The 26,605-nt window shown below is 64.1% G+C and carries 26 protein-coding genes; 17 read left to right on the top strand and 9 right to left on the bottom strand.

The window, feature by feature from the left end; genetic code table 11:
- Positions 1-351 precede the first annotated feature (351 nt).
- The 4 genes from Q8Q53_RS05940 to Q8Q53_RS05955 are packed head-to-tail and all read left to right on the top strand — an operon-like array spanning position 352 to position 5,861.
- Positions 352-3,348 (top strand): TonB-dependent receptor domain-containing protein, encoded by a 2,997-nt coding sequence (locus Q8Q53_RS05940; RefSeq protein ID WP_305700839.1) that lies wholly within the window; start codon positions 352-354, stop codon positions 3,346-3,348.
- 12 nt (positions 3,349-3,360) lie between these two features.
- Entirely contained in the window at positions 3,361-4,626 is a 1,266-nt protein-coding gene (locus Q8Q53_RS05945) for a NupC/NupG family nucleoside CNT transporter (protein WP_305700840.1), read from the top strand.
- 4 nt (positions 4,627-4,630) lie between these two features.
- Entirely contained in the window at positions 4,631-5,260 is a 630-nt protein-coding gene (locus Q8Q53_RS05950) for a CDP-alcohol phosphatidyltransferase family protein (protein WP_305700841.1), read from the top strand.
- Between the two features lies 1 nt (position 5,261).
- Positions 5,262-5,861, top strand: coding sequence for a carboxymuconolactone decarboxylase family protein (locus tag Q8Q53_RS05955; protein WP_305700842.1), 600 nt, complete (start codon positions 5,262-5,264; stop codon positions 5,859-5,861).
- Between the two features lie 293 nt (positions 5,862-6,154).
- On the opposite strand, the gene Q8Q53_RS05960 is transcribed toward Q8Q53_RS05955, so the two are convergent.
- Complete coding sequence (locus Q8Q53_RS05960) at positions 6,155-6,751, bottom strand: carboxymuconolactone decarboxylase family protein (protein ID WP_305700843.1); 597 nt, start codon at positions 6,749-6,751, stop codon at positions 6,155-6,157.
- Between the two features lie 85 nt (positions 6,752-6,836).
- Positions 6,837-7,418 (bottom strand): TetR/AcrR family transcriptional regulator, encoded by a 582-nt coding sequence (locus tag Q8Q53_RS05965; RefSeq protein ID WP_305700844.1) that lies wholly within the window; start codon positions 7,416-7,418, stop codon positions 6,837-6,839.
- A gap of 18 nt (positions 7,419-7,436) precedes the next feature.
- Between Q8Q53_RS05965 and Q8Q53_RS05970 the strand changes: the two genes are divergently transcribed.
- From Q8Q53_RS05970 to Q8Q53_RS06010, 9 genes are all read left to right on the top strand, one after another.
- A complete protein-coding gene (locus Q8Q53_RS05970; RefSeq protein WP_305700845.1) occupies positions 7,437-7,886 on the top strand; it encodes a transcriptional regulator domain-containing protein in 450 nt (149 codons plus the stop codon).
- Positions 7,870-8,394: a DUF2285 domain-containing protein gene (locus Q8Q53_RS05975; protein WP_305700846.1), complete on the top strand. Its 525-nt coding sequence runs from the start codon at positions 7,870-7,872 to the stop codon at positions 8,392-8,394. Before Q8Q53_RS05970 ends, Q8Q53_RS05975 begins: the two co-directional genes overlap by 17 nt.
- 312 nt (positions 8,395-8,706) lie before the next feature.
- Positions 8,707-9,459, top strand: coding sequence for a LuxR family transcriptional regulator (locus Q8Q53_RS05980; RefSeq protein WP_305700847.1), 753 nt, complete (start codon positions 8,707-8,709; stop codon positions 9,457-9,459).
- A gap of 98 nt (positions 9,460-9,557) precedes the next feature.
- Positions 9,558-10,175, top strand: a complete 618-nt coding sequence (locus Q8Q53_RS05985; protein WP_305700848.1) for an acyl-homoserine-lactone synthase — start codon at positions 9,558-9,560, stop codon at positions 10,173-10,175.
- On the top strand, positions 10,172-11,041 hold the full coding sequence (locus Q8Q53_RS05990; RefSeq protein WP_305700849.1) for a phytanoyl-CoA dioxygenase family protein: 870 nt from the start codon (positions 10,172-10,174) through the stop codon (positions 11,039-11,041). Before Q8Q53_RS05985 ends, Q8Q53_RS05990 begins: the two co-directional genes overlap by 4 nt.
- The gene (locus Q8Q53_RS05995; RefSeq protein ID WP_305700850.1) at positions 11,038-11,637 is read left to right on the top strand and encodes a GntR family transcriptional regulator; all 600 of its coding nucleotides are present in this window, start codon (positions 11,038-11,040) and stop codon (positions 11,635-11,637) included. The genes Q8Q53_RS05990 and Q8Q53_RS05995 overlap by 4 nt, the downstream gene beginning before the upstream one ends.
- A gap of 336 nt (positions 11,638-11,973) precedes the next feature.
- Positions 11,974-12,510, top strand: a complete 537-nt coding sequence (locus Q8Q53_RS06000; RefSeq protein ID WP_305700851.1) for an RNA polymerase sigma factor — start codon at positions 11,974-11,976, stop codon at positions 12,508-12,510.
- A 123-nt stretch (positions 12,511-12,633) separates the two neighbouring features.
- Positions 12,634-14,991: a TonB-dependent siderophore receptor gene (locus Q8Q53_RS06005; RefSeq protein WP_305700852.1), complete on the top strand. Its 2,358-nt coding sequence runs from the start codon at positions 12,634-12,636 to the stop codon at positions 14,989-14,991.
- Complete coding sequence (locus Q8Q53_RS06010) at positions 14,991-17,123, top strand: Atxe2 family lasso peptide isopeptidase (protein ID WP_305700853.1); 2,133 nt, start codon at positions 14,991-14,993, stop codon at positions 17,121-17,123. The genes Q8Q53_RS06005 and Q8Q53_RS06010 overlap by 1 nt, the downstream gene beginning before the upstream one ends.
- Here the strand turns inward: Q8Q53_RS06010 and Q8Q53_RS06015 are convergent.
- Genes Q8Q53_RS06015 through Q8Q53_RS06025 form a run of 3 tightly spaced genes read right to left on the bottom strand, consistent with a single transcriptional unit; the run spans position 17,109 to position 19,640 of the window.
- Positions 17,109-18,776: an asparagine synthetase B family protein gene (locus Q8Q53_RS06015; protein WP_305700854.1), complete on the bottom strand. Its 1,668-nt coding sequence runs from the start codon at positions 18,774-18,776 to the stop codon at positions 17,109-17,111. The genes Q8Q53_RS06010 and Q8Q53_RS06015 overlap by 15 nt on opposite strands.
- A 59-nt stretch (positions 18,777-18,835) precedes the next feature.
- Positions 18,836-19,528, bottom strand: a complete 693-nt coding sequence (locus tag Q8Q53_RS06020) for a lasso peptide biosynthesis B2 protein (protein WP_371136520.1) — start codon at positions 19,526-19,528, stop codon at positions 18,836-18,838.
- Positions 19,503-19,640, bottom strand: a complete 138-nt coding sequence (locus Q8Q53_RS06025) for a benenodin family lasso peptide (RefSeq protein ID WP_305700855.1) — start codon at positions 19,638-19,640, stop codon at positions 19,503-19,505. Before Q8Q53_RS06025 ends, Q8Q53_RS06020 begins: the two co-directional genes overlap by 26 nt.
- 498 nt (positions 19,641-20,138) lie before the next feature.
- Here Q8Q53_RS06025 and Q8Q53_RS06030 point away from each other — a divergent pair, with 498 nt between their 5' ends.
- From Q8Q53_RS06030 to Q8Q53_RS06045, 4 genes are all read left to right on the top strand, one after another.
- Positions 20,139-20,597, top strand: coding sequence for a mobile mystery protein A (locus Q8Q53_RS06030; protein WP_305700856.1), 459 nt, complete (start codon positions 20,139-20,141; stop codon positions 20,595-20,597).
- Complete coding sequence (locus tag Q8Q53_RS06035; RefSeq protein ID WP_305700857.1) at positions 20,594-21,181, top strand: mobile mystery protein B; 588 nt, start codon at positions 20,594-20,596, stop codon at positions 21,179-21,181. The genes Q8Q53_RS06030 and Q8Q53_RS06035 overlap by 4 nt, the downstream gene beginning before the upstream one ends.
- A gap of 88 nt (positions 21,182-21,269) precedes the next feature.
- On the top strand, positions 21,270-22,193 hold the full coding sequence (locus Q8Q53_RS06040; protein WP_305700858.1) for a nucleotidyltransferase: 924 nt from the start codon (positions 21,270-21,272) through the stop codon (positions 22,191-22,193).
- A 58-nt stretch (positions 22,194-22,251) separates the two neighbouring features.
- Positions 22,252-23,439 carry a hypothetical protein gene (locus Q8Q53_RS06045; RefSeq protein ID WP_305700859.1) on the top strand — a complete coding sequence of 396 codons (1,188 nt, stop codon included), beginning with the start codon at positions 22,252-22,254 and terminating at the stop codon, positions 23,437-23,439.
- A 52-nt stretch (positions 23,440-23,491) separates the two neighbouring features.
- Here the strand turns inward: Q8Q53_RS06045 and Q8Q53_RS06050 are convergent, their stop codons facing one another.
- The 4 genes from Q8Q53_RS06050 to trbF are packed head-to-tail and all read right to left on the bottom strand — an operon-like array spanning position 23,492 to position 26,605.
- Positions 23,492-23,719 carry a DUF2274 domain-containing protein gene (locus Q8Q53_RS06050; protein WP_305700860.1) on the bottom strand — a complete coding sequence of 76 codons (228 nt, stop codon included), beginning with the start codon at positions 23,717-23,719 and terminating at the stop codon, positions 23,492-23,494.
- A complete protein-coding gene (locus Q8Q53_RS06055) occupies positions 23,716-24,906 on the bottom strand; it encodes a TrbI/VirB10 family protein (RefSeq protein ID WP_305700861.1) in 1,191 nt (396 codons plus the stop codon). The genes Q8Q53_RS06050 and Q8Q53_RS06055 overlap by 4 nt, the downstream gene beginning before the upstream one ends.
- Positions 24,903-25,925, bottom strand: a complete 1,023-nt coding sequence (gene trbG, locus Q8Q53_RS06060; protein ID WP_305700862.1) for a P-type conjugative transfer protein TrbG — start codon at positions 25,923-25,925, stop codon at positions 24,903-24,905. Before trbG ends, Q8Q53_RS06055 begins: the two co-directional genes overlap by 4 nt.
- Entirely contained in the window at positions 25,922-26,605 is a 684-nt protein-coding gene (trbF, locus tag Q8Q53_RS06065; protein WP_305700863.1) for a conjugal transfer protein TrbF, read from the bottom strand. The genes trbG and trbF overlap by 4 nt, the downstream gene beginning before the upstream one ends.

Here is a 26,605-nt window from a genome sequence, read left to right on the forward strand (position 1 = left end):
CGCTCAGCCCGGCATAGCCAGGATGATCTCAATCGGCTCGGCCATGGGCGCTGTTTCCCGAATAGAGGTGATCTGGCGACCTTTGCGGTTCACGATGCTGGAAATCTTCATACTGCTGGCTCCGATCCTGGCCCCTGCCTGAATATTCGGATCGAGATGCGGGCTGGTTACAGGCGTCTGCAAATTGCCCTCGTAGCTGGTCTCCAGGGTGATCTTGCGGCGTGATCAAAATGACGTTGTAAGGATTTGGCCGGGTGACCGACAAACGGGGCATCAAACCCTACCGAGGCTCGCCTCGAGAAGCATTGGAGATCCTGCTTGTTATCGTCCCGCCTCCTTGTCTCGGCATGCGTGCTGGCTGTTGCAACCGTCGCTGATCCTGCCCTTGCCCAGCAAGCCGGGGTGCAGATCGCCCTGGTGGATGCCTCCACCAACCAGCCAGCGGCGGATGTCGAAGTGCGGATCGAGAATGCCGATATCGGCTACTCCCGGACCGCGCGTTCGGACGAGCAGGGATTCGTTCGGATCGAAGGTCTGACGACCGCTGGAACCTACCGGGTCACGACCGCCGCCGGGGGCAGCTACGAAAGCGATCAACAGGCCAGTGTTGAGCTGCGCTCCAACTTCACCAGCAGCGTAACACTGCGCCTTGTGCCAGTGGGCGGCGGAACCATTGTCGTCACCGGCGCACGCGGAATCACACGCCTCAATACCGTCAATGCCGAGGTCTCGGCTTCGCTTGGCAAGGCCGAACTTGTGGCTTTACCCATTGAAGGGCGCGATGTGATCGGTGCACTGGTTCGCCTGCCCAATGTCGTGGCCTCGACCGGGTTCTTCCCCGAAGCACCGTCGGTGTCGATCAACGGCTCGAACGGACTCGATACCAACTACCTCTTTGATGGGCTCGACAATAACGAGAACTTCCTGGGCGGCCTCAAGTTTCCGGTTCCGCTGGGCTTTACCCGGGACGTGACGGTGCTCGCGAACTCCTATTCGGTGGCCTATGGCCGGACGGCGAACGGCGTGGTCAACTATACCTCACCTTCGGGCAGCAACGACTATCACGGCGAGGTCTATGCGCTGGTGCGTCCAGGTCGCCCACTCGATGCAATCACTCCTTTCCCACGGCGCGACCTGTCAGGCAATCCGGTTGGCGAGAGCTTCGAGCGATACCAGGCCGGTGCGAGCATTGGCGGTCCGATCGCTCGCGACAGGACCTTCTTCTATGCCAATTTCGAATATACCCGCGATCGCAATCAGCAGGTGGTCGATGCGCCTGCATTGGGCGTGGTGGATACGGTCACCGGCAACAATGAATTCTACCTCGGTTCGGTCCGGCTCGACCACCGCCTGACCGAGGACTGGACGCTGGGCCTGAGGGCCAGTTTCGGGCGGGTGACCATTGACCGACCTGGCGGCGGCCTTGGCGGCGGCAACGTAACCTTTCCTTCGGCGGGTTCGGACCAGGACCGCTTCTCGACGCTGGTCGCGGCAACGGCGAGCTATTCCGGGGAGAGCTGGAGCTATGACGGCGCGGTCCAGTTCAGCCGCTTTCGCTGGGATTACGGCAAGCCCAAGGGGCCGGCCGGGCCGCAAGTCGTGATTCGAGGGTCCAGTGGGCTGACCGTCGGTGTCGTCGGCCACCCCGGCTTCGTGTTCAATGACCTCGAAGAGACCTGGCAAACGACGCACCGGCTGCAACGCAAGCTGGGCAATCACAAACTGAGCTTCGGCGCCGATGTCATCCATTCCGATTTTGCGCTGCTGGGCGGCGGCAATCCGGACGGAAACTTCACGGTAGACCTGACTGCCCCGCAACTTGCCAGCCTGTCCTCGAAGGGCCTGGCTCTGTCGGCGCAGGACGTCCTTGCTCTCAACCCGGCGGTGGCCAACTATTCAGTCGAACTGCGCCCGCAGAATTTCGGCACCGGGCAGACGCAGCTGGCATTCTACGTCGAGGACGAATGGCAACTCAGTCCGAAACTGACGGCGACGCTGGGTCTGCGATGGGATTACGACAGCCTGACAGGAAAAGGAGGCAAGGGCGGCGATTACGATAATTTCGCGCCGCGCTTCGCACTCAACTACCGGCCCGATGCCCGCTCTACCTTACGGTTCGGAGCCGGGCTTTTCTATGGCAAGCTTTCCTATGCCGTCATTTCCGACGCACTCCAGCGCAACACGACTTCGCCGGGCTTTCTGGGCCAGCTCGGCCAGCTCCAGTCGCTCGGCATCATTCCGGCGGGAACCGATCTCAGCCGGATAACTTTCGACGGCAACCTGACCGTCTCGCCGAACTGCGCCACCGTCTCGACCTGCCCGACGCCGCAGCAGGTCCAGGGTCAGCGTGCTACGGCAACCCTGGGCGAGGCGCGCATCCTGAGCCCCGATGGATACCAGAGCCCGTGGAGCCTGCAGCTCAGTGGTGGATACCAGTTCCAGGCAACCGACACGATCACGCTCTCCGCCGACGTGATCTACAGCCGCTCTCACAATCTGGTGCGGCTGCGCGATCTCAATGCGCCGACGCCTTTCACCCCCAACCTTGCCAACCTGACGCCGACGAATATCACTCTGCTGCAAAGCCAGCCCGACAATGCTTCGCGGTTTGCGCTCGCGCAGTCGCTCGGCCTCGTGCGCAGCCAGGCGGATGCCGATGCGACCCGCCCGGTCGCGTTGGTGGCCGGAGGCGCGCGTCAGATCACCGTGTCCGAGACTGCGGGAGAGGCCGAATACAAGGCGCTGATCCTGCAGGTGAACAAGGCGCGAGGCTCCGATGCTTACGCCTTCCGCCTGAGCTACACGCTGTCCAGCCTGAAGAACGATACTGACGACATCAACTTCCGCGCGGCCAACGCCAACCTCTTCAGCACCGAATGGGGTCCATCGGCCAACGACCGGCGTCATGTTATCTCGGCGGTCGGTTATCTCTACCCGCTGGAGGGTTTGACGCTCAGCGTGGCCGGACTGTTCCAGTCGGGCCAACCCGTCAACCTCGTGCCCGACGCGCGGATCTTCGGCACGCCGGATCTCAATGGCGACGGAGCCTCTTTCGGCGAGAACTTCGTCGGCAATTCCGACCGTTATCCGGGTGCCACGCGCAATTCGGGCCGCCTCCCCTGGTCAGCCACCGTCGATCTTGGGCTGCGCTATGCCATCCCCGGCTTTGGCGGACGGTTCGAGCTGAGCGCCGACGTGTTCAACCTGTTCAACACGAACAACGAATCTGGTTTTGCCAACGCCGCGACGACCTCGAACCAGGTCCAGTTCGGCGGCGGCGCGCCCTTCGTGCAGCGCAACGCCGGGCCGCCTCGTCAATTCCAGTTCGGTGCGGCATACAAGTTCTGACAAGGGGGCAGGATGGAAATGTTGCAGCAAATGCAGGGGGTAGTCGGGATCGCGCTGATCCTGCTGCTGGCCTGGGCCTTCTCCGAAAACCGGAAAGTGCTGCCGGGTTGGCGCTGGGTCGGCGGGGCGATTGCCTTGCAGGTGCTGCTCGCCCTGATCGTCGTGCGTGTGCCGGCGGTGTGGGGCGCGGTCGATGTAATCAACAGGGGCGTCGCGGCAATCGAGACGGCAACGCTTGCCGGGTCTAGCTATATGTTCGGCTACCTGGGCGGCGCGCCAATCCCGTTTGTGCTCAAGCCGGGCAGCGATCAGCCAATGGTGATCGCGTTCCAGATCCTCCCGCTGATCATCGTCTTCTCGGCGCTCACGGCGCTGTTCTGGCACTGGGGCATACTGCGGGTCGTCGTAAACGGGCTTTCCTGGGCCTTGCGCAAGACCATGGGCGTAACCGGTGTGGTCGGTCTCAACGCTGGCGCGAACATTTTCCTCGGGGTGGTCGAGGCACCGCTGATTGTTCGATCCTATTTTGCGCGTATGTCGCGCGCCGATCTGTTCGCGGTCATGGTTCTGTCGATGGCCAATATCTCGGGTGCACTTCTGGTGCTCTATGCGACCACGCTGGCAAAGCAATTGCCCGATGCGGTAGGCCACATGATCGTTGCTTCGTTCCTGTCGCTGCCCGCCGCAATCCTTGTCGCCCGGATCATGGTTCCCGGCGAAGGCAGTACGGAACCCGTCGAACCCGAGCCAGAGGTCGAGTACGAAAGCACCATGGACGCGATCATCAAGGGCACGATGGACGGTGTCCAGCTGGTCCTGGCGGTTATCGGGATCATCATCGTGGTCTTCGCCCTGGTCAATCTGACCGATCAGATCCTGGCCAACTTGCCGCTGGTTGCGGGTGAGGCCATCACGGTGAAGCGGGCGTTCGGCTGGCTGTTCTCACCGTTCATGTGGGCGCTGGGCGTGCCATGGAACGAGGCCGGCACGGCCGGCTCGCTGATGGGGACCAAGGCGATCCTCAACGAATATGTCGCCTATCTGCAGTTCGCCGCTCTGCCCGACGCGGCCCTGTCGCTGCGCAGCAAACTGATCGTGACCTATGCCCTGTGCAACGTCGCCAACCTCGCCAGTGTCGGGCTGCTCGTTTCGACCATCTCGACGCTCGCGCCGGGCCGCCGCAAGGACGCGATCGGGCTGGGCATGAAGAGCTGGATCGCCGGCAACCTCGCCTCGGCCATGGGCGGCGCGGTGATCGGCCTGGTCACCCCGGTCTAGCGCGATGTTCGACGCACGCCTTCGCCCGCTGATCGACCCGCCGCTCAATGCCGCTGGCCGTTGGCTGGCAAGGATCGGCGTGGGGGCAAATGCCGTCACCCTTGCCGGGATCGCGCTGGGGCTCGCGGCCGGGGCGACGATCGCGCAGTCCTGCTTTGAGATCGGTCTTGCCCTGATCGTCGCCAACCGTCTGCTCGACGGGCTGGACGGCGCGGTCGCACGCGCGACGAGCCTCACCGATTTCGGCGGGTTTCTCGATATCGTCGGCGATTTCGTGTTCTATATCGCCGTCCCGGTCGGGTTCGGCCTGGCCTCGCCGCAGAACCTGCTTCCGGCGCTGCTGCTGGTCGCCAGCTTTGCGCTGACCGGCGCCAGTTTTCTCGCCTTTGCCGCGATTGCCGGGAAACGCGGTCTGGAAACTGCGGCGCACGGCCGCAAGAGCTTATTCTACAACACCGGCCTTGCTGAAGGCGCCGAGACGATCGCCGCCTTCATCGCAATGGTACTGATGCCGCAGCACTTCGGGACCATCGCCCTGATCTTCGCTGCTCTATGCGTTCTCACCGTGATCCAGCGCAGCCTTGTCGCCTTTCACGCCTTTGCTGCGGCTTGCCCGGAAGAAGGAGACGAATAACGTGCCCGTGTTCCCGTCGATTTCAGGAGAGCCAGCCCTCGACAAGGTTTTCCGCCGGTTTCCTCACGCCGTCATGCCGCTGCTCGAATACCATGACCGGGTACTGCGCGACTGGTCGCCGCTGACCGTGGCCGAGCGTGAGCTGATCGCAGCCTATGTTTCAGGACTTAATGCCTGCACCTATTGTCACGGCGCACACGTTGTGGCGGCGCGCGCGTTCGGAATCGATTCAACGCTGTTCGACGGGTTGATGGCCGATCTGGACAGCAGCGCAGTCGATGATCGTCTGAAGCCGATCCTGGCCTATGTCGGCAAACTCACTCGTACCCCGGCGATGATGTCGGAGGCCGATGCCGATCTGGTCTATGCCGCCGGGTGGGATGAGCAGGCCTTGTTCGATGCCGTCAGCGTCTGTGCCCTGTTCAACCTCATGAACCGGATTGTCGAAGGGTCAGGGATCAAGTCGAACCCGCTGGAGGCTGACGAAGCCGAAATGCAGGCGCGTCTGGCGCGGATGGGCGGGATGACCGAGGACCCGCACCGGGGCGAACCCAGTTATTCGCGCCTGGCGGAGAAGTGGGGAATCGCGCCGAAAGCGTGACCGCCGCTTGAGCCCAAGGCTCCCGATCCTGACGCCGAGGTCGACTAGATAGGTCGCCAGTCCGTCCTAACCGGCGCTTGCCGGCTCCTGGGTTATTTGCCGCTCGCTTCGTCTAAGCAGCCCTTCACCGTCGCGGTCGAGTTCGCGAAGTCGAGCCGCCCGCATAGACAGCCGCCCACTGACGAGACCGGCATTGCCGGGAAAGGGTGGGGGCCGCGTCGGTTCGGCTGTGCGACCCGAAGGGCGACGCGGCCCCGGTCGGCGCAGACGAGTCCCGCCGACCTGTCCTTAGATCAGACCCGCTCGACTGGAGCCGCGCGCGGAGGTGTCCAGGCCCGATCGGCAAAGCCGGGGTCCAGTTCGGTGTGGAAGATGTGATTGGCGTAGTTCGAGATGACCTTGACACTGATCGCCAGGATGATGGCCAGGATGTGCTGTTCCGAGTAGCCGGCGGCAAGAAAGGCCCCGGCCTGGGCGGGGGTCGGATTTCCCCGGCTTTCGGTCATAGCGTGCGCAAAGGTTCGGAGTGCCTCGAGCCTCGCGTCGGCGATCGGCCGGCCATCGCGGATCGCGTCGGTGATCTCGGTCGGGACTTTCGACATCATGTCCGCAACGAAGCTGTGGGCCGCGACACAGTAGTGACAGCCGTTGAAGCGGCTGATCGCGAGAAACACGACTTCCTGCTCGACCGGCGTGAAGCCAGCCTCGGCACGGAACTTCTGGTAGCCGTGGCTGTAGGCATCGAGCAGTGCCGGGAGATTGACCATAGCCGCATACATGTTGGGTACCATGCCCATGGCTTCGCGCACGGCCTGGAGCGGCGCGCTCACGGCGGGGTCGGGGTCGGTCGCGGTACGGAGTGGCAGGCTGGTCTTGTAGACAGCGTTCATGGCTCTTCCTTCGGTTGGCTGCGGAAGGCAGCGGGGGAACTTGTCTGGAACAATCGTTCCACACTGGTCCAAAAAAATGCGAGGTTCAGTCCAGCGACTTGAGAACTCCGTCGCGGACGGCGTCGAGATAGTCCTGGTCGGGGCGACTGCGGATCATGACGAGCAGGCCAAGCAACGAGGCGAGCGTCTGGTGCGCGAGCACATTGGCGTCGCGCGAGGCGTCGAACCGCCCGGCCTGCTGGCCTTTGCGGATCATCGCGAGAAAGAAGCCCTCGATCTCGTCCTGGGCGATGTTGACCAGCTCAGCAATCTCTCGGTCGTGAGCCGCGAGCTCGAGCGCGGTGTTGACGATGAAGCAGCCCCAGTTTCCACCTGGCGCACGGGTCTGGTCGATGAACTTGTCGAACACCGCCCCGATCGCCTCGGCGGGGGGAAGGGTGCGGGCGAGTTCGTCCAGCAGACGTTGCCGCACTTTGCCATCATAGCGCTTGAGCGCGGTGAGAAACAATTCGCGCTTGTCGCCGTAGGTTGCGTAGAGGCTAGCCCGGTTCACCCCGGTGGCATCGACCAGGTCCTGCATCGAGGTCGCCTCATAGCCATGCGACCAGAACACCTCCATCGCCCTGACCAGCGTCTGATCGACATCGAATCGTTTTTCCCATGGCATTGCGCAGCTCTAGCCTGTATGGAACGATCGTTCAACACAATCTGGACCGGCCGCCATGAGAAAAGCAAGGCCGCCAGGCCTGACGGCCCGTCGCGGCATGACTTCACGGACGAATATCCCAAGAACTGGGGAGGCGGTTCCCCCGGTTTCGGAAATTGTCGGCGCGCCCCGGCTGTCGCTAGCTCCCGCCCTTGGCAAGGGGATCGGGCTCAAGCGATGGATTGCGATCCACACTACGCAGACCTTGATCTCACCGACTTCGCGCAGGAGTTTCTGCGCCGGAGCCCGGCCTATCGCGAGAGCTATGCGCGGCTCGGAAATGCCGCTCGTCTTGAACCTGAATCCGACCAGTGCAGGGAGATGGCCCGCACCTGGGGCCTGGTCTTTCCCGATCCGACCGGATGCATCGGCCAGATCCTCGCCTGCGCTCTGGTGCGCCGAAGCAGCCCCCATGGTGCTGGTCCTTGACCAGGCTCCGGACGGATTTGCCGGGGTCGATCCCGCTGAGGTGCTTGGCCGGCACGAGATCCTTGCCGACCTGACCGATCCCGCGGGTCGCCATCTGGTCGTCACCGGCGAATCCGGTCGTCACCGCCTCCTGGTGAAGGCGCCGCATTGCCAGACCGGTCATGCCTTCGTCATCGTCCCGGACCAATGGCGCGATGCCCGGGCGCGCGCCGTCTCTGCCTATTTCGGCACCCTCGTGCCGAGTAGCCGTTCGGATCGCTGGCCGACCCGCTTCCAGCGGTACCGGCTGGGCCAGATGCTGGCCACCCTCGACCTGCTCGAATGCGTCGGCGGTAGACCGGTCACCCTTCGCGAACTGGCCGCTACCGTCATCTACCCCCGCGTCGATCTTGGCCGGGCGATCGAATGGAAGACTTCTTCGCGGCGCCGTCAGACGCAGCGCCTGCTGGGCGAGGCGCGGGCCATGACAGGCGGCGGCTACCGCCGACTGCTGCTGGGAGCGCTCTGACATGCCGACCCGCGCACCTTGGCAGGCCAGCATCCCTGCGATCCACTGTTCGCCGATGACAGACCGGTTCGCTCGTTCCCGCCTTGACCTTCGCCGCGCCTTGCCTGGCCCCCAAGCAGAGGGACCCTGCCGATGCGCCCGCCCGCCTTGAGGGGCTGCGCGTACTACGCGCCGCATCCTATGCGAGGCGGCAGCAGCCGGGTAGATGTTTGCTCTGCCCGCGGACAGATTGAAGCTGTCCGTGCCGGGCACCACGAGGCGATTACAGGATGGCGAGTTGGGTAGCGCTCCCTGTGATCGGGTGGTCGATCAATGGGCTTGAAGCTAGCGGAAGAATTTGCGTCGAATCTGGTCAAGGTTGAAACCGAAGCGGCTTTGGGCGAAGCGCTCGGCCAGGTATCGCGGCGCCTTGAGTTCGATCATTTTGCCCTTACCCTTCAGGCGCGAACCAGCACCGACGGTCCGCCCGACCTGCTGCTACACGACTATCCCGACGAATGGGCCCGGGTCTATATCAACTTCGAGCTGGCCGGTCGCGATCCGGTCCAGCGGGCCTGCGACAAGTCGCTGACCGGGTTCGAATGGGATCATATCGAACGGCTGATTCCCCTGACGCGGGGCGACCGGCAGATGCTGGCTGTCGGCCGCGAGTGCGGGATCGGCGACGGTTATACCATTCCGCGTCATTTGCCGGGTGAAGCCCGCGGGACCTGCTCATTCGCCGTACGGCCCGGCGCCAACCTGCCACGGCCACTGCTCATGGCGACCGAGATCATCGGCGCCCTCGGGCTTGCCTGCGCCCACCGGGTCAGCGGGTTGGTCAGGAAACCCTCGAGGCCGGCGCTGAGCGATCGGCAGCGCGAATGCCTGCTGTGGGCCGCACGCGGCAAGACCGCCGCGGAAACCGCGATCATTCTTGGGATCAGCATCGAGACCGTGATCCAGCACCTCAAGCTGGCGCGCGAGCGCTACGATGTGCACTGCCGCCAGTCGCTGATCCTGAACGCGCTGTTCGATGGCCTGATCGGATTCAGCGACATCTTCCGAAGGCGCAGGCCGGACTGAATTTCCGCCGAGCGAAGCCCTCCCCAGTTCTTGGTATATCGCCGGGCGCGGACCGCTGCTGACATGATTGCCGGTTTCAACCGCATGGAACAGCGATCATGGACAGCCTCCTTCTGCCCACACTACCCACGCTGGCCGATCCGGCGCTGCGGACGATGTTCGAGGCGCGCAAACGGGTCTTCGTCGATCTCCTGAAGTGGGATGTCCCGGTAATCGCCGGTCGCTACGAGGTCGACCAGTTCGATACTCCGGAGGCGGATTACCTGGTTCTGGTGGATGAACTTGGTCGGCATCGCGCTTCGGCGAGGCTGCTGCGCACCGACCGCCCCCATATTCTCGCCGACCTGTTCTCGCATCTGTGCGACGGTCCGATTCCGTCGGGCTCCACCACCCGCGAAATCACCCGGTTCTGTCTCGAGCCGACGCTTTCACGGGCAGAGCGTCGCAACGCCCGCAACGAACTGGTCACTGCCCTCGCCGAATACGCGCTGGGCTGCGGGATTACCGATTATACCGGGGTCGCAAGCGAGGCCTGGTTCAGCCAGATCGCCGCTTTCGGGTGGCATTGCCGGGCGCTCGGGCCGCTCGGGGGCAGCTGCGGCGCCGACCTGGTTGCGCTGCATATCGTGATCGATGAGCGCACGCCCTCCGCGCTCGCTGCGGCAGGCATCTATCGGGCGCCGACATGCCGCCTCGCGGCGGGAGGACCGAAATGACATCGGCGCCTGGAATTACCGGGTGGGCCGAGCAACTGCTGCGCGACGGCTATTGCATCATCCCCGATCTGCTCCCCGCATCCGTGCTGGCGGCGCTTGAAGCCGATCTCGACCGCGACTTTGCCCGATCTTCCTTCGGCGAAGGGCACTTCTATGGCCATCGCACCAAGCGCTTCGGCAGCCTGCTGCGGCGCTCGTCCCATGCCGCTACCCTCGTGCTCGAACCGACGGTTCTCGGCCTGGCGCGTGCGGTACTCGACAGTGCCTGCGAGCGGATCCAGCTCAATGTCGCCCAGGCGATCGAGGTCCACCCGGGCGAGTTCGAGCAATTCCCGCATTGCGATCACGACATGTGGGCTGGCGCAAAGGGACAGCACGAATACTTGCTCAATGTGATGTGGCCCCTCTCGCGCTTCACCGCGCGGAACGGTGCGACCCGCATCTATCCCGGCACGCACCGGCGCACTATCCTTTCGCTCGACGAACTCGATGAGCCGGTTGCCGCCGAATGCGAGCCCGGTTCGGCGATCTGCTTCCTTGGCTCGACGGTGCATGGAGCGGGCGCCAACCGCTCGGATATGCCGCGCCGCGGCGTGGTGATCGGCTACAGCCTCGGCTGGCTCAAGCCCTACGAGAACCTCTGGCTCGCCTATCCTCCCGAAGTGGCGAAGACCTTTCCGCCGGAACTCGCGGAACTGGCCGGCTACTGCCAGCATCGGCCCAACCTCGGGAACTACGAGGGTCAGTGCCCCTCGATCCTGCTGCGCGACCACGTCCCGGACTTTCCGCAGGCGACCGACGCCCTCCGCCCCGACCAGATGGAGGCAGTCCGGGACTTCGCCTTGCGCCAACGCTCCCGGGAATGAGCCCCGCTCACGTCCTCGAGCCGACCTATCGCCGTCTCAAGCGGAGCCTGACGACCGGGCTCTGGCCGCCTGGCACGCGGCTCGAAGCGGCGCGTCTCGCCGACGAGTTCGGCGTCAGCATGACGCCGGTCAGGGACTGCCTCAACCGTCTGGTCGGTGAGCGCCTGGTCGATTTCCGGCCCGGCGAAGGCTACCGGGTCGCGTGGCTGTCCGAAGGCCTGCTGCGCGACCTGATCGCGTTCAACGCAGCGCTGCTCGAGTTGGCCTTGCGGGATAGGGCGGCAGGCTCGCCACCCGGAAAGCTGCGTCTGGGCAAGAGCGATCATGCCGACGGACTTGCCACCTTGTTCGAGACCATTGCCCAATGCTCGGGGAGTCCGGCCCTGGTGGAGAGCGTGCGCGCGCTGAATGACCGGTTGCATGCTGCTCGCTCGCTCGAACCCAAGTTGCTTGGCGATGCGCCAGCTACCCTGCGCTGTCTTGTTCGGCAGTTGAACCTAAACGACCCGGCGCTGCACGACGGCCTGGCAGCCTATCACCAGGAATGTCGGAGCCGCGCCGAGGCCTTCGTCCGGTTGCTTGAACAAGGTCATTAACGAGGCGGCGCGCCTCGGACGGCGATAGGTTCCACGCACCGCATCCGATGCATGCCGCTCAATCTGCTCGAAATCGGTTGCTTCCCAGCTTTGATGACCCTCGTTGGGCTTGCGTCAAATCGTTCTCGTTGTAACAATAATGTTGCGCGGTCCTGAAACTGGCGAAGGCTGCGTGGAACAGTTCCGCCAGGCATCATTCACGCCGGTCGTCTGGTCGACCGGCGGCCGGACCGGTCCAGGCCATCGCATGGTGGCCGAACGACGGCACAGCTTTGGTGATCGGAAATCCTCGCCCCGGCGCGGGGAGAGGTCCGGTTGCGCCACTGCGGTGCCGGCATGGCTGGAGAACCCAAGTACCCGAGGCGGAGGGCGCGCTGCCGCGTGCCGTGCGTCCTCGAAACCGTATATCTGCGTGAACGGGACGATCTGCTGCGCAGGCTCAGGCGGAAAGTCGGACCCGACCATGCCCACGATGTGGCCCAGGAGGTTTTTCTGCGCGCCGCGGCCAGCGGACAGGTTCCACATCTTCACAACCCCGGCGGATACCTCAATCGCATTGCCAGGAATGTCCTGATCGATCGCGCCCGCCGCATGCGGTGCCGGATCGCCCCGCTGCCCCTGGTCGAAGCGCTCGATGCGCCGTTTGCTGCCGAGCAGGAACAGGCACTTGAGGCAGCCGATCTTCGCGCGATTCTCGAAGCGGCGCTCGAGGTCTTGCCCGACAAGACCCGGCGGGTCTTCGTCATGCACCGGTTCGAGGACATGGCCTATCGGGACATCCACCAAGAACTCGGCATTTCGCTGGCAACGGTCGAGTATCACATGATGAAGGCGCTCGCCCATATCCGCGGCGCGGTCGAATCCGCGCGGTGATGGTGCGGCCAGCCAGCCGTGAAAATAATTTCATCTGCAACTAAGGTAGCGACAATTCTCTGCGTCAAGCCTTGCATCGGTCGAGCCGGAAAGGCCGGGCACCGATCGATCAGGGAGTCAACGATGCCAAGAAAGAACAATTCCATGCCGGTCCTGCTGGCCGGCTGCGCCTTCCTTCTCCTGCCGAGCCGGGTGCTTGCGCAGGAAGTCGACACCGGCCCGAACCCGGCCTCGCCCGCGTCCGGCGAAGCGACGCAAGACGAGGCTGGGGAACAGGTCATCCTGGTGACCGGTTCACGGATCAAAGGCGCGAAAGCGTCGAGCGATGTCACGGTGGTGGGGCGCGATGCGATTGTCGCCGCCGGGCAGGTCGATCTCGGCGAAGCGACCAGGGCCCTGCCGCAGAATTTTGGCGGCGGGCAGAACCCTGGCGTTGGTACCGGCGCGGGCCTGGTCAACAGCAATGTCAATTCGGCCTCGAACGTCAACCTGCGCGGGCTCGGGCCCGATGCCACGCTGACGCTGCTCAACGGGCACCGGCTGCCTTACGATTCCGCGTTCGGCGGGGTCGACATCTCGGCGATACCACTCGCCGCGCTCGACCGGATCGAGGTGGTCCCCGACGGAGCCTCGGCGATCTACGGCTCGGATGCGGTGGCCGGGGTGGTCAATGTCATCCTGCGGCGCGATTTCACCGGGCTGGAAGCGTCCGCCCAACTCGGCGCCAGCACCGATGGCGGCAATTTCCGGCAGCAGGCCGACCTGGTTACGGGCACCCGCTGGTCGGGCGGAGGCATGATGCTGGCCTACGACTACGCGCACAATTCGGCGATTTCCGCTGGCCAGCGCAGCTACACCTCTGCGCTCGCGCCCGAAAATTCGCTCTATCCCTCGCAGCGCCGCCACGCCGCGGTGCTCTCGGCTCATCACGATTTCGGCGGGGGAATCATTTTCGATATCGATCTGCTCTACGCCAAGCGCTGGTCCGAGACGGCGGGCGGCACCGCCGCCACTCGCTTTGTGTTCAGCCCGAGGGTCGAGACCGTCACGCTGGCGCCTTCGCTGACCATCCCGCTCGGCGGAGACTGGAGCGCCAAGGCGTCAGGCGCGCTAGGTCGCGACCGCACCCACTTCGATACCACGATCACGCCGGTCGGCGGGACTGCCTCGCGCACTCTCGGGTGTTACTGCAACCGCGCCGAGAGCGCCGAGATCGGCTTCGAGGGTCCCTTGTTCGCCCTTGCCGGGGGCGATGCCCGTCTCGCCTTCGGGGGCGGCTATCGCAACAATGCCATGGCCTTCGATCGCACGGTCGATGGATCATCCACCGGCGCATTCGATGTCTCGCGCGACAGCACCTTTGCCTATGGCGAGCTGTTCCTGCCGTTCGTTGCACCGGGCAACGACCTTCGCGGAATAGACCGGCTGAGCCTGTCCGCGGCGCTGCGCTACGAGAACTATCCCGGCATGGCCAAGCTGGCGACCCCGCGGATCGGGCTGATCTACGCCCCATTTGCGGACCTCAGCCTGCGCGGAACCTGGTCGCGCTCGTTCAAGGCGCCGTCGCTTTTCCAGCAGTATTCGGGGTACGAGACATACCTGTTGCCCGCGATCGCATTCGGGGCCGGTCCGGCCGGAACATCGGTGTTCTACACGAGCGGGGGCAACCCCGATCTCAAGCCAGAGCGCGCGCGCAGCTGGACGCTTGGCTTCGATTTCAAGCCCGCAGCCGTGCCCGACCTCGCATTCAGTGCCACCTGGTTCGACGTGCGTTACCGCGACCGGGTCCTGCGCCCGGTTGCCGGTTCGATCGGCGCCGCGTTCCGTGATCCGGGCTTTGCCAGTCTGATCGATGCCAATCCCGATGCGCAGACCTTGTCCGATCTCATCGCCGGCTCGCTGTTCGGGCTCGAGAACTTTTCAGGCGGCGCTTATGATCCGACCAAGGTTGTTGCCCTGCTCGACAACCGCAACCTCAATATCGCGGTCCAGTCGGTCCAGGGACTTGACCTTCGCCTGAGCTGGGCGAAGGACCTTGGCGGGGACCGGCGCTTGAACTTCGGTCTCGCCGGCAGCTGGCTCGAGACCCGCCAGCAGCTTCTCCCGACGCTGCCCGACGTGCAACTCGCCGGAATCGTGTTCAATCCGCCCAAGCTCCGGGTGCGGGCGAGTGCGGGCTACACCTCACCGCGCTTCCAGTTCGGCACGACGCTCAACGTCACCGGCGCGCTGGAAGACAATCGGTTCGTCACGCCCGAGCGAATCGGTCCGCGCGCGACGGTGGATCTGTCCGCGCAGTATGTGCTGCTTGGCGACGGCCAGAGTCGGCCGCGGCTATCGTTGGCGTTCGCTGTGACCAACCTGTTTGACGACCGCCCCCAGAAAATCCGGGTCACCGGCCCGACCGACACGCCGTACGATTCGACCAACTATTCGCCGATCGGTCGGTTCATTTCGTTCGGTATCAGGGGGCGCTGGTAATGAGCGCGGCCCTTGCACTTGCGCTCGCGTCGGCGACCTTGCCGGTCGCGCCCGAAACTCCCGCCAGGATCGATCCGTGCCGAAAATTCGACTTGGGCAGCCCGGCGGGAGCACCGCGTCCCGTCACGGCGCGCGATCTTGCGGAACTCGCCGACATCGGCCGCTCGGATCCGAACGATGCGCCGAGCCCGTTCGGGATTTCGCCCGATGGCCGGCAGATCGCCTTCGTCATCCGGCGCGGTAATCCCGAGGCAAACGGATATTGCGAGCGGCTGGTGCTGGCCCCGTTCGTGAACGGCGGGCCAGTGCGCGAGCTCGATCGGGGCGGCGAATATTTGCGCGACACCTTTGACTTGCGCAATTTCACCGCGGTCGGTGCGGGCTGGGTCAAGGTGATCACGCCGAAGTGGTCACCCGATGGCAAGGCGATCGCCTATCTCAAGCGCACATCCGGCTCGACCCAGGTCTGGCTGGTCGATGCTGCGGGCCAGGCCCCGGCCCAACAGATGACTGCCATGCCTGACGATGTCGAGGACTTCGCCTGGACCAGCGATGGCGCGGCCCTGATCGTCGCGACGCGCCCTGGCCTGCGCGAAGAGGCCGGGGCGATCGGCCGGGAGGCGATGGAGGGCTATCGCTTCGACGACCGGTTCTTCCCTTCGCTGGCGGACCATCCGTTGGCGACGGGACATCATCCGCTCGAATATGTCCGTTGGAACCTTGGCGATCGCAGCGCACGGCCGGCCAATCCGGAGGAAATAGCGATCCTCGTCCCGACCCGCCCGCCCGGCACCCCGACCAACGCACGCCTGTTCGCCGCTGGCCCAGGAGGCGCCGCCGCCTGGGCGGAGCCGAAGAATGCGGGATTGATGAGCGCGTCGCAACTGGTTGTGGCCGATGCCCGCGGTCGCAGGTTTACCTGCAGTGAGCCCCACTGCGAGGGCGTCCGGCGGCTGTGGTGGTCATCGGACGGGCGGATGTTGGTGGCGTTGCTCGTCAATAGCTGGGCCAAGAGCCAAAGCCGCATCCTCACCTGGCGGCTTGGCGAGCCCGCACCGCGCGAAGTGCTGGTAACCGACGAGATGCTGATCGGCTGCGCCAGACCTGGTCGTGAAATTGTCTGCGCGCGCGAAGGGTCGACACGTCCGCGGCGACTGGTCGCGATCGATCCACTTTCTGGTCGCGAACGCCAGATCTACGATCCCAACCCCGACTTTGCCACGCTGAAAGTCGGCCCCGCCAAGCGCTTCCGTTTCCGCAACGCATTCGGGGTCGAGAGCTATGCCGATCTGGTCCTGCCGCCCGACCACCAAGCGGGCCAGCGCCATCCGCTGGTGGTGGTGCAGTATCTCAGCTATGGCTTCCTGCGCGGGGGAACCGGGGACGAATTCCCTGTCCAGGCACTGGCCGGGCGCGGCTTTGCGGTCTTGAGCTTCAACCGGCCCGACTTCGTTCCCGCTGCCCTTCGGGCAGGGAATGAAACCGCGAGCATGGCGGCAAACCGCAAGGACTGGATCGACCGCCGCAATGTGCAGTCCTCGCTCGAACTCGCGGTGCAAAGCGCAATCAACACCGGCACGGTCGATCCCGAGCGAATGGGCATCAGTGGCTTCAGCGACGGGGCGTCAACGGTCCAGTGGGCGTTGATCAACAGCTCGCTGTTCAAGGTCGCTGCGCTCGGGTCCTGCTGCGAGGGCTTCGACGCCTATCCGCTCGCTGCCGGGCCGAGCTTCGAGAAGATGGGCCGGGACATCGGCTATCGCTTCTTTCAGAGTGACGCCGCGGCATTCTGGAAACCGATGTCGCTCGTGCTGAATGCCGATCACATCAAAACCCCGATCCTGATCCAGACCGGTGACAGCGAGTACGAATCCGGGCTCGATGTCTTCGCCGCACTCCGGCAGCACGGCTCGCCGATTGAGCTCTATGTTCTCAACGACGAGGGGCACATCAAGTGGCAGCCCGCACACCGCCTGGCGATGTACGAGCGTTCGGTCGAATGGTTCGAGTTCTGGCTGATGGGGCGCATGGATTGCAATCCGGCCAAAGCGGCCCAAAACAAGCGCTGGACTGCCATGAGCGGTGCGCCGACCGATCCAACCTGCGAGCCGGCGGGTTCACCTGAGCCATGAGCGAACCCAGTTTTCGGCTTCGACGAGATCGAGAAGGCGATAAACAATGGCGTCCTTCGAGAGGGTGTCGGTGGCCATGGCCGCTGCAACTGCATGACGGTCCAGCACGCCCTCGGCGGCGAGACTGCCACCGAGAAGCAGGTCTCGAACCTTCCCGCGATTGCGCGCGAAGATCTGCCGTATCATGCTGTCGGGTCCCGCCTTCGATGTTCGCCGCAGGATCGAAGGCGGAAGGTCGGAGGCGAACGCAGCGCGCGCGATGGCCCGATTGATCCCGCCTTGGCACCAGAGCCAGGTCGGGAGCGTCAGGCAGAGTTCGAGCAGCGGCTGGCTCATCAGCGGTGAGAACCGAGGCCCCCCGGTGCCGCCAAGGCCGTGGATGTGGTTCTGGGCTTGCAGAATGAGCGCGAGATGGTCGATCTTGCCCCGGTGCGCCCCAACTTGTGCGCATAGCCATGGGGTCAGGGGTTCGACAGTCCCGGCAGACTGAAGGTCGGCCGCGAGCAGACGAAGATCCGCGGCCCAGGGCTTTCGAGAAGCACCTCGCTTGTAGCGTCGCCAGGTCGCTCTGCCCATTGCCGCAAGGTCGCAGCCGGTCACGGCGCACATGTCGTGCATGGTCGAAAATGCCGGCCAGGGTCCCCGGATCGATAGGCAATCGACGACCGGAGCAGCCGAGTGCAGATAGCAGAACAGGTTGTCTCCGCCGTTGCCGTCGAACACGGTGGTTGCTCCGAGTTCCGAGCGGGCCTGATCGAGGGCGACGTCTAGAGCTTGCAGAAAAGTCCGGCGGTTTGGCCGCGGAAGGCCCGAGGATGCCGGCCGAGTGATATCGACCAGTCCGGCATCGTAAGCGGCTGTCACGACCTCGACCCCAAGATGCTGACCGAGCGCAGTCACGAAAGTGCTTTCGTCACCACTTGGATCAGCGGTCGCGAGCGTCACGCAACCGAATGGCTGCTTTGCGTGCGCCAATGCGGCGCAGATGAAGGACGAATCCACTCCGCCGGAAGCCGCTACCGCAACCGGACCGTTCAGCCTGGCCCAGGCCCCGATCGTTTCGACGGCGCACGACCGGAGCGCCGCGACGCTTTCGGCAAAGTCTGGAAGCCGCCCGCGAGGCATGAAGGTGTCTGGACGCCAGATGGAAAGGGGTGACCCGGCATCCCGGGCTGTTCGCACGAGGTATCCCGGCGCCAGCTGATGCACACCGGTCAGGCAGGTTTGGGCCTGACGAAGTTCGGGGTAACGCATGTGGTCTGCCAATGCGGCCCAGGCGATGGCCGGCCATTTCAGTCCTGCATCGACCAGCAGTCCCACTTCGGTCGCGAGCAGGGCATGTGTTCGGGTGGTCGCCCGGTAGACCGGCAGCAGACCCGAAGGCTCGGACAATGCCCAGATCCCGCCGCGGTCCGGGTCCAATCCGGCGGCAAAATAGCCACCCCAGTATTCGCGCACTAGCCGTCCGGCGATTTCGATCGGCGAACAGTCCGATTCAAACGCGTCGCCGAGCTTGCTTAATGGCTGGGTCCCGCCTCGCCGGAACAGCGGTCCGATAACGAGCCCGTCAGCGCCGAGACGGATCGCGTGCGTGGTCGCGCCGAGCCAGACCGCAGGTCGGTCGCGGCACACCTCGTTCGTCCGCGCGACCACGTCGATCCCGCCAGTTCCGTTCCAATCGGTTGGCACTGCCAGCACGAACGAGCAGGGTGTCATACGATGAGGATCGGCTGATATCGAAGCACCTCTTCGACTTCATCGTTGAGAACTTCGTCGCGGAGCTGGGTCCAGCAATGCGCCGCGAAGGGCGCGAGCTTGACCCCCAGGACGACATGGGCGCGGCACCGGTGGCTGGCGAGACACAGCGCCAGAGCGATCGATCGGGGCAAACAGCGATCTGCTGCCGATCGTAACAATCGGGCCTGCTGGAAAGCGCGGATATCGCCCGCCACCTTTGTCGAGTCCGATTGGTCCCGATCGCAGCGGGACGTTATCGTGCTGCGTAGATCGTGCAGGATGGCGCTCAGGGGATTGCGGGCAAGGCGACGTTCGACACGGCGCTGCACCCACAAGGCACGTGCCACATTCCCGACGTGGAATGGACCGTCTTGGACCGCTGCGCTCTGCCTAACGGGTGGTATCCACGAAGGTGGCAGGGGCAGGCTGGCGGGTTGGCAGGGACTGCTCAGTGCGGGGAGACATACGCTGGTGACGAAGTCACGATTTTGCACGTCGGGCAAACGGAAGTATCGATCGCTGCCTAGGTCAAGAAAGATTGCTGTACCGTCTATCACGCACCAAGCGAGAGTTTCGAGGGCAGTTGGCAGCATGGACGATGCGGGCGACTTGGCGGCGCGCACAAGCGCGCCGCCTTGGTCATCAGTCTTCGGCGATGCCAGAGACATAGTTCAGCTTGCCGCTGCTGGCATCGCTGTCGAAGATCGCCTGGCCCTTGGTCTCGACCGAGGCCTGGCCCAGATCGATCACGGGCTCGTCGTGGCGTTCACGTTCCGTCATGGTCCTGTTCCTTCACTTGAGTTGCGACTCGATCAGCCGCACGTGAAGGATGATGACCCGGAGCGATCCGGGCCATTTTATAATGAATCTATAAGTATTGGTGGGAGGAGACCTAAGCAAATGACCGGGCGTTGAAGGCACATGTTGGGATGTGCTCCGGCGCCTTTAGCAAAATGCCTGGACATGCATGCCAGCACCCGGTCAGACGTCCTTTCACGAACGCTTGGCTTGTGTAATGACTTGACCGGGATTGTGCAAAGCATTGAGCCTGCATATTGGGCAGGCCGGTCTCGTAGAGGGCCGGCCCGTGGCCCGAACGCACCGCCGCGCCGCCGCACGACGACGACCAGCCAAGGTTGCAGTTCGCCTCGTCATCACATTTCTACAAGTTCCAAGCTGATTTCAACTGACTTAAAATCAGCTTATGGATTTATAAATGAGACGATGCTATAAGCTTGCAGACTGATTTTCATCCACCAAAATTAAAGGTGTGGGCTTATGAAATCCGAAGTGCGCCAAAGGGCACGGGAGCGCCTCGACGCCAGACTGGCCGCGATCAAGCCGCTGGAGCGGTACACGGTTCCGCCCAAGGGTTGGATCCGGGCGATCCGTGATGCGATCGGCATGTCCGGGCCGCAACTCGCCAGTCGGCTCGGCATGACGGCCCAAGGGCTCGTCAGCGTCGAGCGCTCCGAAGCGCAGGGGCGCATCCAGCTCAATACACTGCGCCGCGCCGCCGAGGCGATGGACTGCGTGCTGGTCTATGCCCTCGTTCCCAAGACCAGCCTCGAGCAAATGGTCGAACACCGCGCACGCGAACTGGCCCTCCAGGCACTGAACCGGGTCTCGCATTCGATGGCACTCGAGGACCAGCAGGTCGACCGCGATCTCGAACGGCGGGTGCAGACCTATATCGACACGGCGCTGCGCGACCGGGATCTGTGGGAGTCGGCATGACCGACCTCTTCGCGCAGCCCGACGACGCGACCCCGCTCTCCCTTGAGGAGCGGGAGGGGTTGCTCCAGACCTGGATCACGACCCGCGCCGATCTCAACGAAGCCGAACAGGCCAATATCGACGCGGCCGCCGCCTGGCTCAAGCGGCGGCGCAAGGTCGATATCCTGACCGAAGGGTTCGTCTTCGAACTGCACCGCCGCATGCTCGGGGAGGTCTGGGCCTGGGCCGGCTCGACCCGGCGTACCGACAAGAACATCGGGGTCGACCCCGTCCAGATCCATATCCGGCTCGGCGCGCTGCTGCGCGACGCCCGCTACTGGACCGAGCATGGCGTGTTTCCCGCCGACGAGATCGCGCTGCGGCTGCACCACGGCCTGGTCGCGATCCACCCCTTTCCCAACGGCAATGGCCGCCACGCGCGGCTGATGGCCGACCTGCTGGTCACCGAGCTTGGCGGCGAGCCTTTCACCTGGGGCGGCGGGACGCTGTGCGATGTCGGGGCGCTGCGCGCCGAATACATCGCGGCGCTGCGCGCCGCCGATGGTCACGACGTTGCGCCCTTGTTGGCCTTCGCGAGGAGCTGATGGTGACAGATCAACCCAAAACCACATCGCCCGCTGTCCGGACCACGAGGTCTGGGCATTTCCTGTTCCGCTCTGCTAGGCTTGCATGATGCGCACCGATCTTGACCATCTTCCAGCCGCCAAGCAGCGCGAACTCGAACGCGTGGTGCAGATCGTGTTCGAAGAGTTCGAGGATGCCTTTGCGCTGGCCCGGCACGAGTGGAAGAAGGCCGGGCGGATCCTCAAGATCGTGCTCTACGGTTCCTATGCGCGCGGCGGCTGGATCGATGAGCCGCACACCGCCAAGGGTTACAAGTCGGACTATGACCTGCTGATCGTGGTCAGCGACAAGCGCCTGACCGACCGGGTCAAGTACTGGGCCAAGGTCGACGAGCGGCTGATGCGCGAATACGGCATCGCCGGCTCACTCAAGACCCCCGTCAACTTCATCGTCCACACCCTGCAGGAAGTGAACGACGGGCTCGCGCACGGTCGTTACTTCTTCATGGATGTCGCAAAGGACGGGATCGCGCTCTACCAGAGCGACGATACCCCGTTCCACCAGCCCAAGCCCAAAACGCCTGCGCAGGCCCTCGCAATGGCCAAAGAGTACTACGATGAGTGGTTCCCGGCTTCGATGCGGAAGTTTGAGTTCGCCCGCTTCGGTATCGAAAAAGGGCACCTCAAAGAAACTGCGTTTGAACTGCACCAGACCACCGAGAGTCTGTATCACTGCGCACTACTGGTATGCACGTTCTACACCCCGCACGTGCACAACCTCGGTTTCCTGCGCACCCAGGCCGAACGCCTCGACGCCAAACTGACCTGGGTCTGGCCAATGGACACCCACAAGCACCGTGCCATGTTCGAGAAGCTCAAGGATGCCTACGTCAAGGCGCGCTACTCGAAGCACTACCGGATCAGCGCGGAAGAACTCGCCTGGCTCGGCGAACGGGTCGAGGAACTTGGCCAGGTCGTGCACGAGATCTGTTCGGACCGGATCGCGGAACTTGAGGCAAGACTGGCGGACTAAAGCCCAGTTAGAATCAATTCATTCTGGCCCGGCACCTCGGTTCTGTTAGTCATCGTGAATGGCCAAGAGGAAGATATCTGCAGACCGTCCGCGAGAGCTCGAAGTGCGCAATATGGGTGAACCTGTTGTGCTCTCGGAGATCAATTTGGCTGGTGTTAGCAGCCATTCGGCGCGCGGAGGCGAGCAAGTCGATATTATCACTCGATTATTGCTGACTTCGGATCAGGCATTCTTTCATCGCATTGTGGTGAATCTGGCAGCTGCGATGGAACGCAGCGCACGGGCGGATGGAAGCCATGTACGTCTCGATCGGGCAGGGATGATCCTGCTTGTCATCAAACCGGATAACAGCGGTGAACTCTGGGTCGACGCAGCCGCGACGAGCATGTCTACAGCCTTGAAGCGGCCCGGCCCACTCTCCGCCGGTACGGTCCTGTTCGAGAACGATATCGCCGACGTAACCGGGATCTGGTTCCCGCACGTCAAGGTCGGCTTAAAAGACCGGGTCGTCTGCCTTTTTAGAGAAGGATGGAGATTTGGGCTGTTCTTTGATTTCAATCCCGACGGAGAGTTGGCGATTGAGGATGCCAAGCGGGACCTTGCCGCCCTCTACCGGCGGCTCCGGTACGCCGACCTTTATGCGGCGTTCGAGAACAGGCAGGCTTTCCCCGCGCTGATCCAAGCCGGGTGGTTTCCCTTCTTGGAGCTGATGAAGGACGAGTTTTTGAGCTTTGTACAGGCTCAGGAAGCTGGCTTCGAATTGGATGACTGCGAACGTGAGCTCCTAACCAAGTTCGACGAAGCGCGTATCGATCGGATGTTTGATCGATGGATGGAGCGACCGCTACTGCGAACCAAGCAGTTGATCCTTGAACCCGCGAAAAAAGCCTTCAAGGCCAAAGAGCCGGTTTCGGTCATCAAGATCGTGCTCAGCGAAATCGAAGGCGTGATGTCTGATGCGCATTTTGAGGCCACCGGCGGGCGGACTCACAGGATCGACAAGCTGTGCGCTTTCATGATTGCCCAAGCCGAGCAACGTGCAGGCGGTAAAGATACACTCTTCTTTCCGGTCCAGTTCGGCGAGTATCTTCGGGACTATATCTACTCCGGGTTTCGACCTGGAGATTCGGGCCGCGCTGGATCGCGACACGCAGTTGGGCACGGGGCAGTGTCCGGCGAGGAGTATACGATGACCAGGGCCTTGCAGGCGCTGCTGACACTGGATCAACTCGCCTTCTATATGTAGACGACGGATCGGTTGAGTTGGTCTGGCAGGTCGATCCTCGAACCAAGTCGGCTCAGGTCCGTGGTTCGGCTCGGCGCGACTTGGCAAAGCTTCGATCGGTCGCAATGAACCGTTCGATCATTGCCGGAATGAGCCGTTCGGGGCCAGGCGCGCCTTTGGCATCACCACCGTTCAGTGCAGTTGCATAGGCGACAAGTTGACGGTGCAGTCGCGCTGACAACTCGACAGTCAATCGGACCGGTTTCTCGTCGGCAAGGTCGGACAGTTTCAGCCGCGTCATCGCTCGCCTCCCAGCACGAGGTCGCGGGTTACCAGCACCCGCACCGGAAATCCGGGTCGAATGGTGAGCGTCGGTCGGACATTGAGTTCGCGGCCGACGATCTGCTCACCCGCGCGATTGACGCTATCCTGTGTCCCGCGCCGGATTGCGCGGGTCAAATCGCCATCGCCGCCCGAACCTACCTCTGAACCTACGCCAAGCAGCGTCGAGACCAGCGCGGCCTTGAGCACACCCCCCCAGTGATAATCGGTTCTGTCCTGCAAGCCGGCAAAGCCGCGCGGGTCCGCGGCGGGCTGGCGTTCGAGCACGATCGAGCGGCCATCGGGCAGGATCAAACGGTTCCACGCAAGCAGCACCCGTCTTTGTCCGAACGCGACGTCGGCATCATAGTCGCCGATCAGCCGCGAGCCTTGCGGGATCAGCAGGATGCGCCCGGTCGGGCTGTCATAGACATTCTGGGTCACCTGCGCGGTGACCAGCCCCGGCAGGTCCGAACGGATGCCAGTGATGAGCGCGGCCGGGATCACTGATCCCGCCTGCAGCACATGGGACGAAGCCAGCTCGGACAGCCGCTCGCTCGACACGGTGCGCCGGTCGCTGGCGCGTTCGAGGAAGGCCTGCCGGCGGTCGGCCTCGGTCTGCGGACCTGATGGTGGCGCAGCCGCTGTCGAGGCTTCGGCCACGGCAGGCATCCCGGCAAGGCCAGTGCCACCGCCCTGTGCACCGCCGCCGAAGAACAACTGGCTCCCTCGAGCAGACTCGCGTTCTTGCTCGGCGCGCTGGCGGGCTGCTTCGGCAGCATTGGCGGCGGGGTTGGGCGGCAACGGCTGCGGCGCGCCCACCGGCGGCAGTGCGGCGACATCGCCGCGCCGCTGGGCGTCGAGTATCGGCTTGCCGAGATCACCGGGCAACGGCGGGCCGAGCTTGGGCACCAGGCCATAGTCCTTGGGGGCACCGGCGAGATTGTCGGCCACGGCGACGCCCTCGGTGTTGTAGAGTTCCTCGGCGCCTTTACGGCCCTGGGGCTGGAGCGCGTAGATCAGCGCGCCGCCGACGAGCGCAGATCCGCAAGCTGAGGCTATCCCGATCGCTTTCCTCGAAAGCCGCATGACGCGCGGGGGATCGCCCCGCAACTTGACCACAGTGTCCGGATCGGCGAGCGGCTCGGTTGGTTCGGTGCCGGTCATGCCCGCCCCCGACGCTGCGAGACGATCCGCACCTTGTCCTGGCCCTTACGCCCGCCGAGCCGCAACTCGGCGGCAGCGAACAGCCGGTCGACGATCATGTAGCGGCCGGCGATCCGGTAATTGACCAGTTCGGCCTCGCCCTTGGCACCGATCACAAACAGCGGCGGCAGTTCGCCCTGCGCGACGCTTTCGGGGAACTCGATGAACACCCGTACTCCGTCATCGAATGCGCGCAGCGGCCGCCATTCGGGCCGGTCGCCTTCGATCGCGTAACGGAAATTGAGCGTCGAGAGGTCGAGCCCCGCCGCGATCGGCGCGGTACGCTCAGCTTCCGTCCGTGCTTGACGCAGTGCGATCAGCTGGTCCTGCGGGTAAGTCCAGGAGACCGAGGCCATGTAGACCGACGGATTGGCGCGCAGCTCGAGGTGATAGGTGCGCCGGTCAGTATTGATCACGAGATTGGTCGCGATGTCCTGGCGGATAGGCTTGACCAGAATATGCACCCGCGCCGCTGCACCGATCCCGCTCACCGTATCGCCGATCATCCAGCGCACCGTATCACCAGCAGCGACAGGACCCGAGCCGACCAGTTGCTCGCCTTCCTGCAGCGCGATGTCGGTCACCTGACCCGGCTTGGCGTAGATCTGGTAGAGCGCGCCTTCGGTATAGGGGAAGACCTGGATCGCGTTGATGAACCCGGTCCGCTCGGGCTGGATCCGAGCGGCCTCCATTGCCGCTCCCACCCGGTCCTGCAGAGTGGGGCGACTCCGCGGCGGATGGGAGCGGCCCGCGGCGTGGGGAGGGAGACGCCGCGGAAGGACTTGCAGCTGACCGGGAAGCGGCAACGGGACGGGGATGGCGACCACATCGGTTCGCGAAACGGTCGCCAGCGCCACCTCGTTGGGGGACGCAGGCGAAGTGGGCTGGTCCTTGGCCCACGTAGTCGAAGTCATGGCAATGCTGCCGACGAGCATCGCGAGAGTGGCTGCGCGCCGGGCGCGCGATGGGGTGCTGATCATGATCCGAGTTCCTTCGACCAGTTGATGGCGTTGACGAAGATGCCGAGCGGGTTCTTGCGCAGGGCATCGGGGGTGCGGGGCGTCTGGAGCACGATGGTGAGGATCGCGGTCCAGCGGGTGGTTTCGGCCAGGCTGCCGTCGCGGTAGCGCCGCTCGACCCAGGCGACGCGGAAGCTGGTCGGCGAGGCGCGGATCACGCTGGTGACATCGACTCCAACCTGTTCGCGCCCGATCAGCGCAAAGGGGTCATTGGTCCGAGCGTAATCGTTGAGCGCGAGCGCGCCCTTGTCGGTGGCGAAGTCATAGGCGCGCAGCCAGTTCTGCCGCACCACGATCGGGTCGTCGGGCACGGCGCGGACCTGCTCGATGAACCGGGCGAGGTGGAACGCGATCTGCGGGTCGCTAGGCGTGTAGCCCGCATCGGCAGGCGCTACGGCCTGAGCCTCACCAAGCTTGTCGACTTGAACCACCCAGGGAACGATCGAGCCGCGCGCACCCTGCCAGATGATCCCGGCAGTAAGGCAGGTCGACAGACCCAGCGCGCCGAAAAAGGCGAGCCGCCAGCTCCGCGCCTGGACACGGGCCGAGCCGATGCGGTCGTCCCAGACCTGTGCAGCGCGCTGGTAGGGGGTTTCGGGTTCGGGAGTCTTGCCGTAGCGGATCGATGGGCGTCGGAACAT

The sequence above is a fragment of the Novosphingobium sp. genome (assembly GCF_030699305.1).
Lineage (GTDB): Bacteria > Pseudomonadota > Alphaproteobacteria > Sphingomonadales > Sphingomonadaceae > Novosphingobium.

Coding starts and splice junctions, on each gene's coding strand:
- Q8Q53_RS05945 (WP_305700840.1), top strand. CDS start 3,361: ATGGAAATGTTGCAGCAAATGCAGGGGGTAGTCGGGATCGCGCTGATC.
- Q8Q53_RS05950 (WP_305700841.1), top strand. CDS start 4,631: ATGTTCGACGCACGCCTTCGCCCGCTGATCGACCCGCCGCTCAATGCC.
- Q8Q53_RS05960 (WP_305700843.1), bottom strand. CDS start 6,751: ATGAACGCTGTCTACAAGACCAGCCTGCCACTCCGTACCGCGACCGAC.
- Q8Q53_RS05965 (WP_305700844.1), bottom strand. CDS start 7,418: ATGCCATGGGAAAAACGATTCGATGTCGATCAGACGCTGGTCAGGGCG.
- Q8Q53_RS05970 (WP_305700845.1), top strand. CDS start 7,437: ATGGAACGATCGTTCAACACAATCTGGACCGGCCGCCATGAGAAAAGC.
- Q8Q53_RS05975 (WP_305700846.1), top strand. CDS start 7,870: ATGGTGCTGGTCCTTGACCAGGCTCCGGACGGATTTGCCGGGGTCGAT.
- Q8Q53_RS05980 (WP_305700847.1), top strand. CDS start 8,707: ATGGGCTTGAAGCTAGCGGAAGAATTTGCGTCGAATCTGGTCAAGGTT.
- Q8Q53_RS05985 (WP_305700848.1), top strand. CDS start 9,558: ATGGACAGCCTCCTTCTGCCCACACTACCCACGCTGGCCGATCCGGCG.
- Q8Q53_RS05990 (WP_305700849.1), top strand. CDS start 10,172: ATGACATCGGCGCCTGGAATTACCGGGTGGGCCGAGCAACTGCTGCGC.
- Q8Q53_RS05995 (WP_305700850.1), top strand. CDS start 11,038: ATGAGCCCCGCTCACGTCCTCGAGCCGACCTATCGCCGTCTCAAGCGG.
- Q8Q53_RS06000 (WP_305700851.1), top strand. CDS start 11,974: ATGGCTGGAGAACCCAAGTACCCGAGGCGGAGGGCGCGCTGCCGCGTG.
- Q8Q53_RS06005 (WP_305700852.1), top strand. CDS start 12,634: ATGCCAAGAAAGAACAATTCCATGCCGGTCCTGCTGGCCGGCTGCGCC.
- Q8Q53_RS06010 (WP_305700853.1), top strand. CDS start 14,991: ATGAGCGCGGCCCTTGCACTTGCGCTCGCGTCGGCGACCTTGCCGGTC.
- Q8Q53_RS06020 (WP_371136520.1), bottom strand. CDS start 19,528: ATGTCTCTGGCATCGCCGAAGACTGATGACCAAGGCGGCGCGCTTGTG.
- Q8Q53_RS06025 (WP_305700855.1), bottom strand. CDS start 19,640: ATGACGGAACGTGAACGCCACGACGAGCCCGTGATCGATCTGGGCCAG.
- Q8Q53_RS06030 (WP_305700856.1), top strand. CDS start 20,139: ATGAAATCCGAAGTGCGCCAAAGGGCACGGGAGCGCCTCGACGCCAGA.
- Q8Q53_RS06035 (WP_305700857.1), top strand. CDS start 20,594: ATGACCGACCTCTTCGCGCAGCCCGACGACGCGACCCCGCTCTCCCTT.
- Q8Q53_RS06040 (WP_305700858.1), top strand. CDS start 21,270: ATGCGCACCGATCTTGACCATCTTCCAGCCGCCAAGCAGCGCGAACTC.
- Q8Q53_RS06045 (WP_305700859.1), top strand. CDS start 22,252: ATGGCCAAGAGGAAGATATCTGCAGACCGTCCGCGAGAGCTCGAAGTG.
- Q8Q53_RS06050 (WP_305700860.1), bottom strand. CDS start 23,719: ATGACGCGGCTGAAACTGTCCGACCTTGCCGACGAGAAACCGGTCCGA.
- Q8Q53_RS06055 (WP_305700861.1), bottom strand. CDS start 24,906: ATGACCGGCACCGAACCAACCGAGCCGCTCGCCGATCCGGACACTGTG.
- trbG (WP_305700862.1), bottom strand. CDS start 25,925: ATGATCAGCACCCCATCGCGCGCCCGGCGCGCAGCCACTCTCGCGATG.
- trbF (WP_305700863.1), bottom strand. CDS start 26,605: ATGTTCCGACGCCCATCGATCCGCTACGGCAAGACTCCCGAACCCGAA.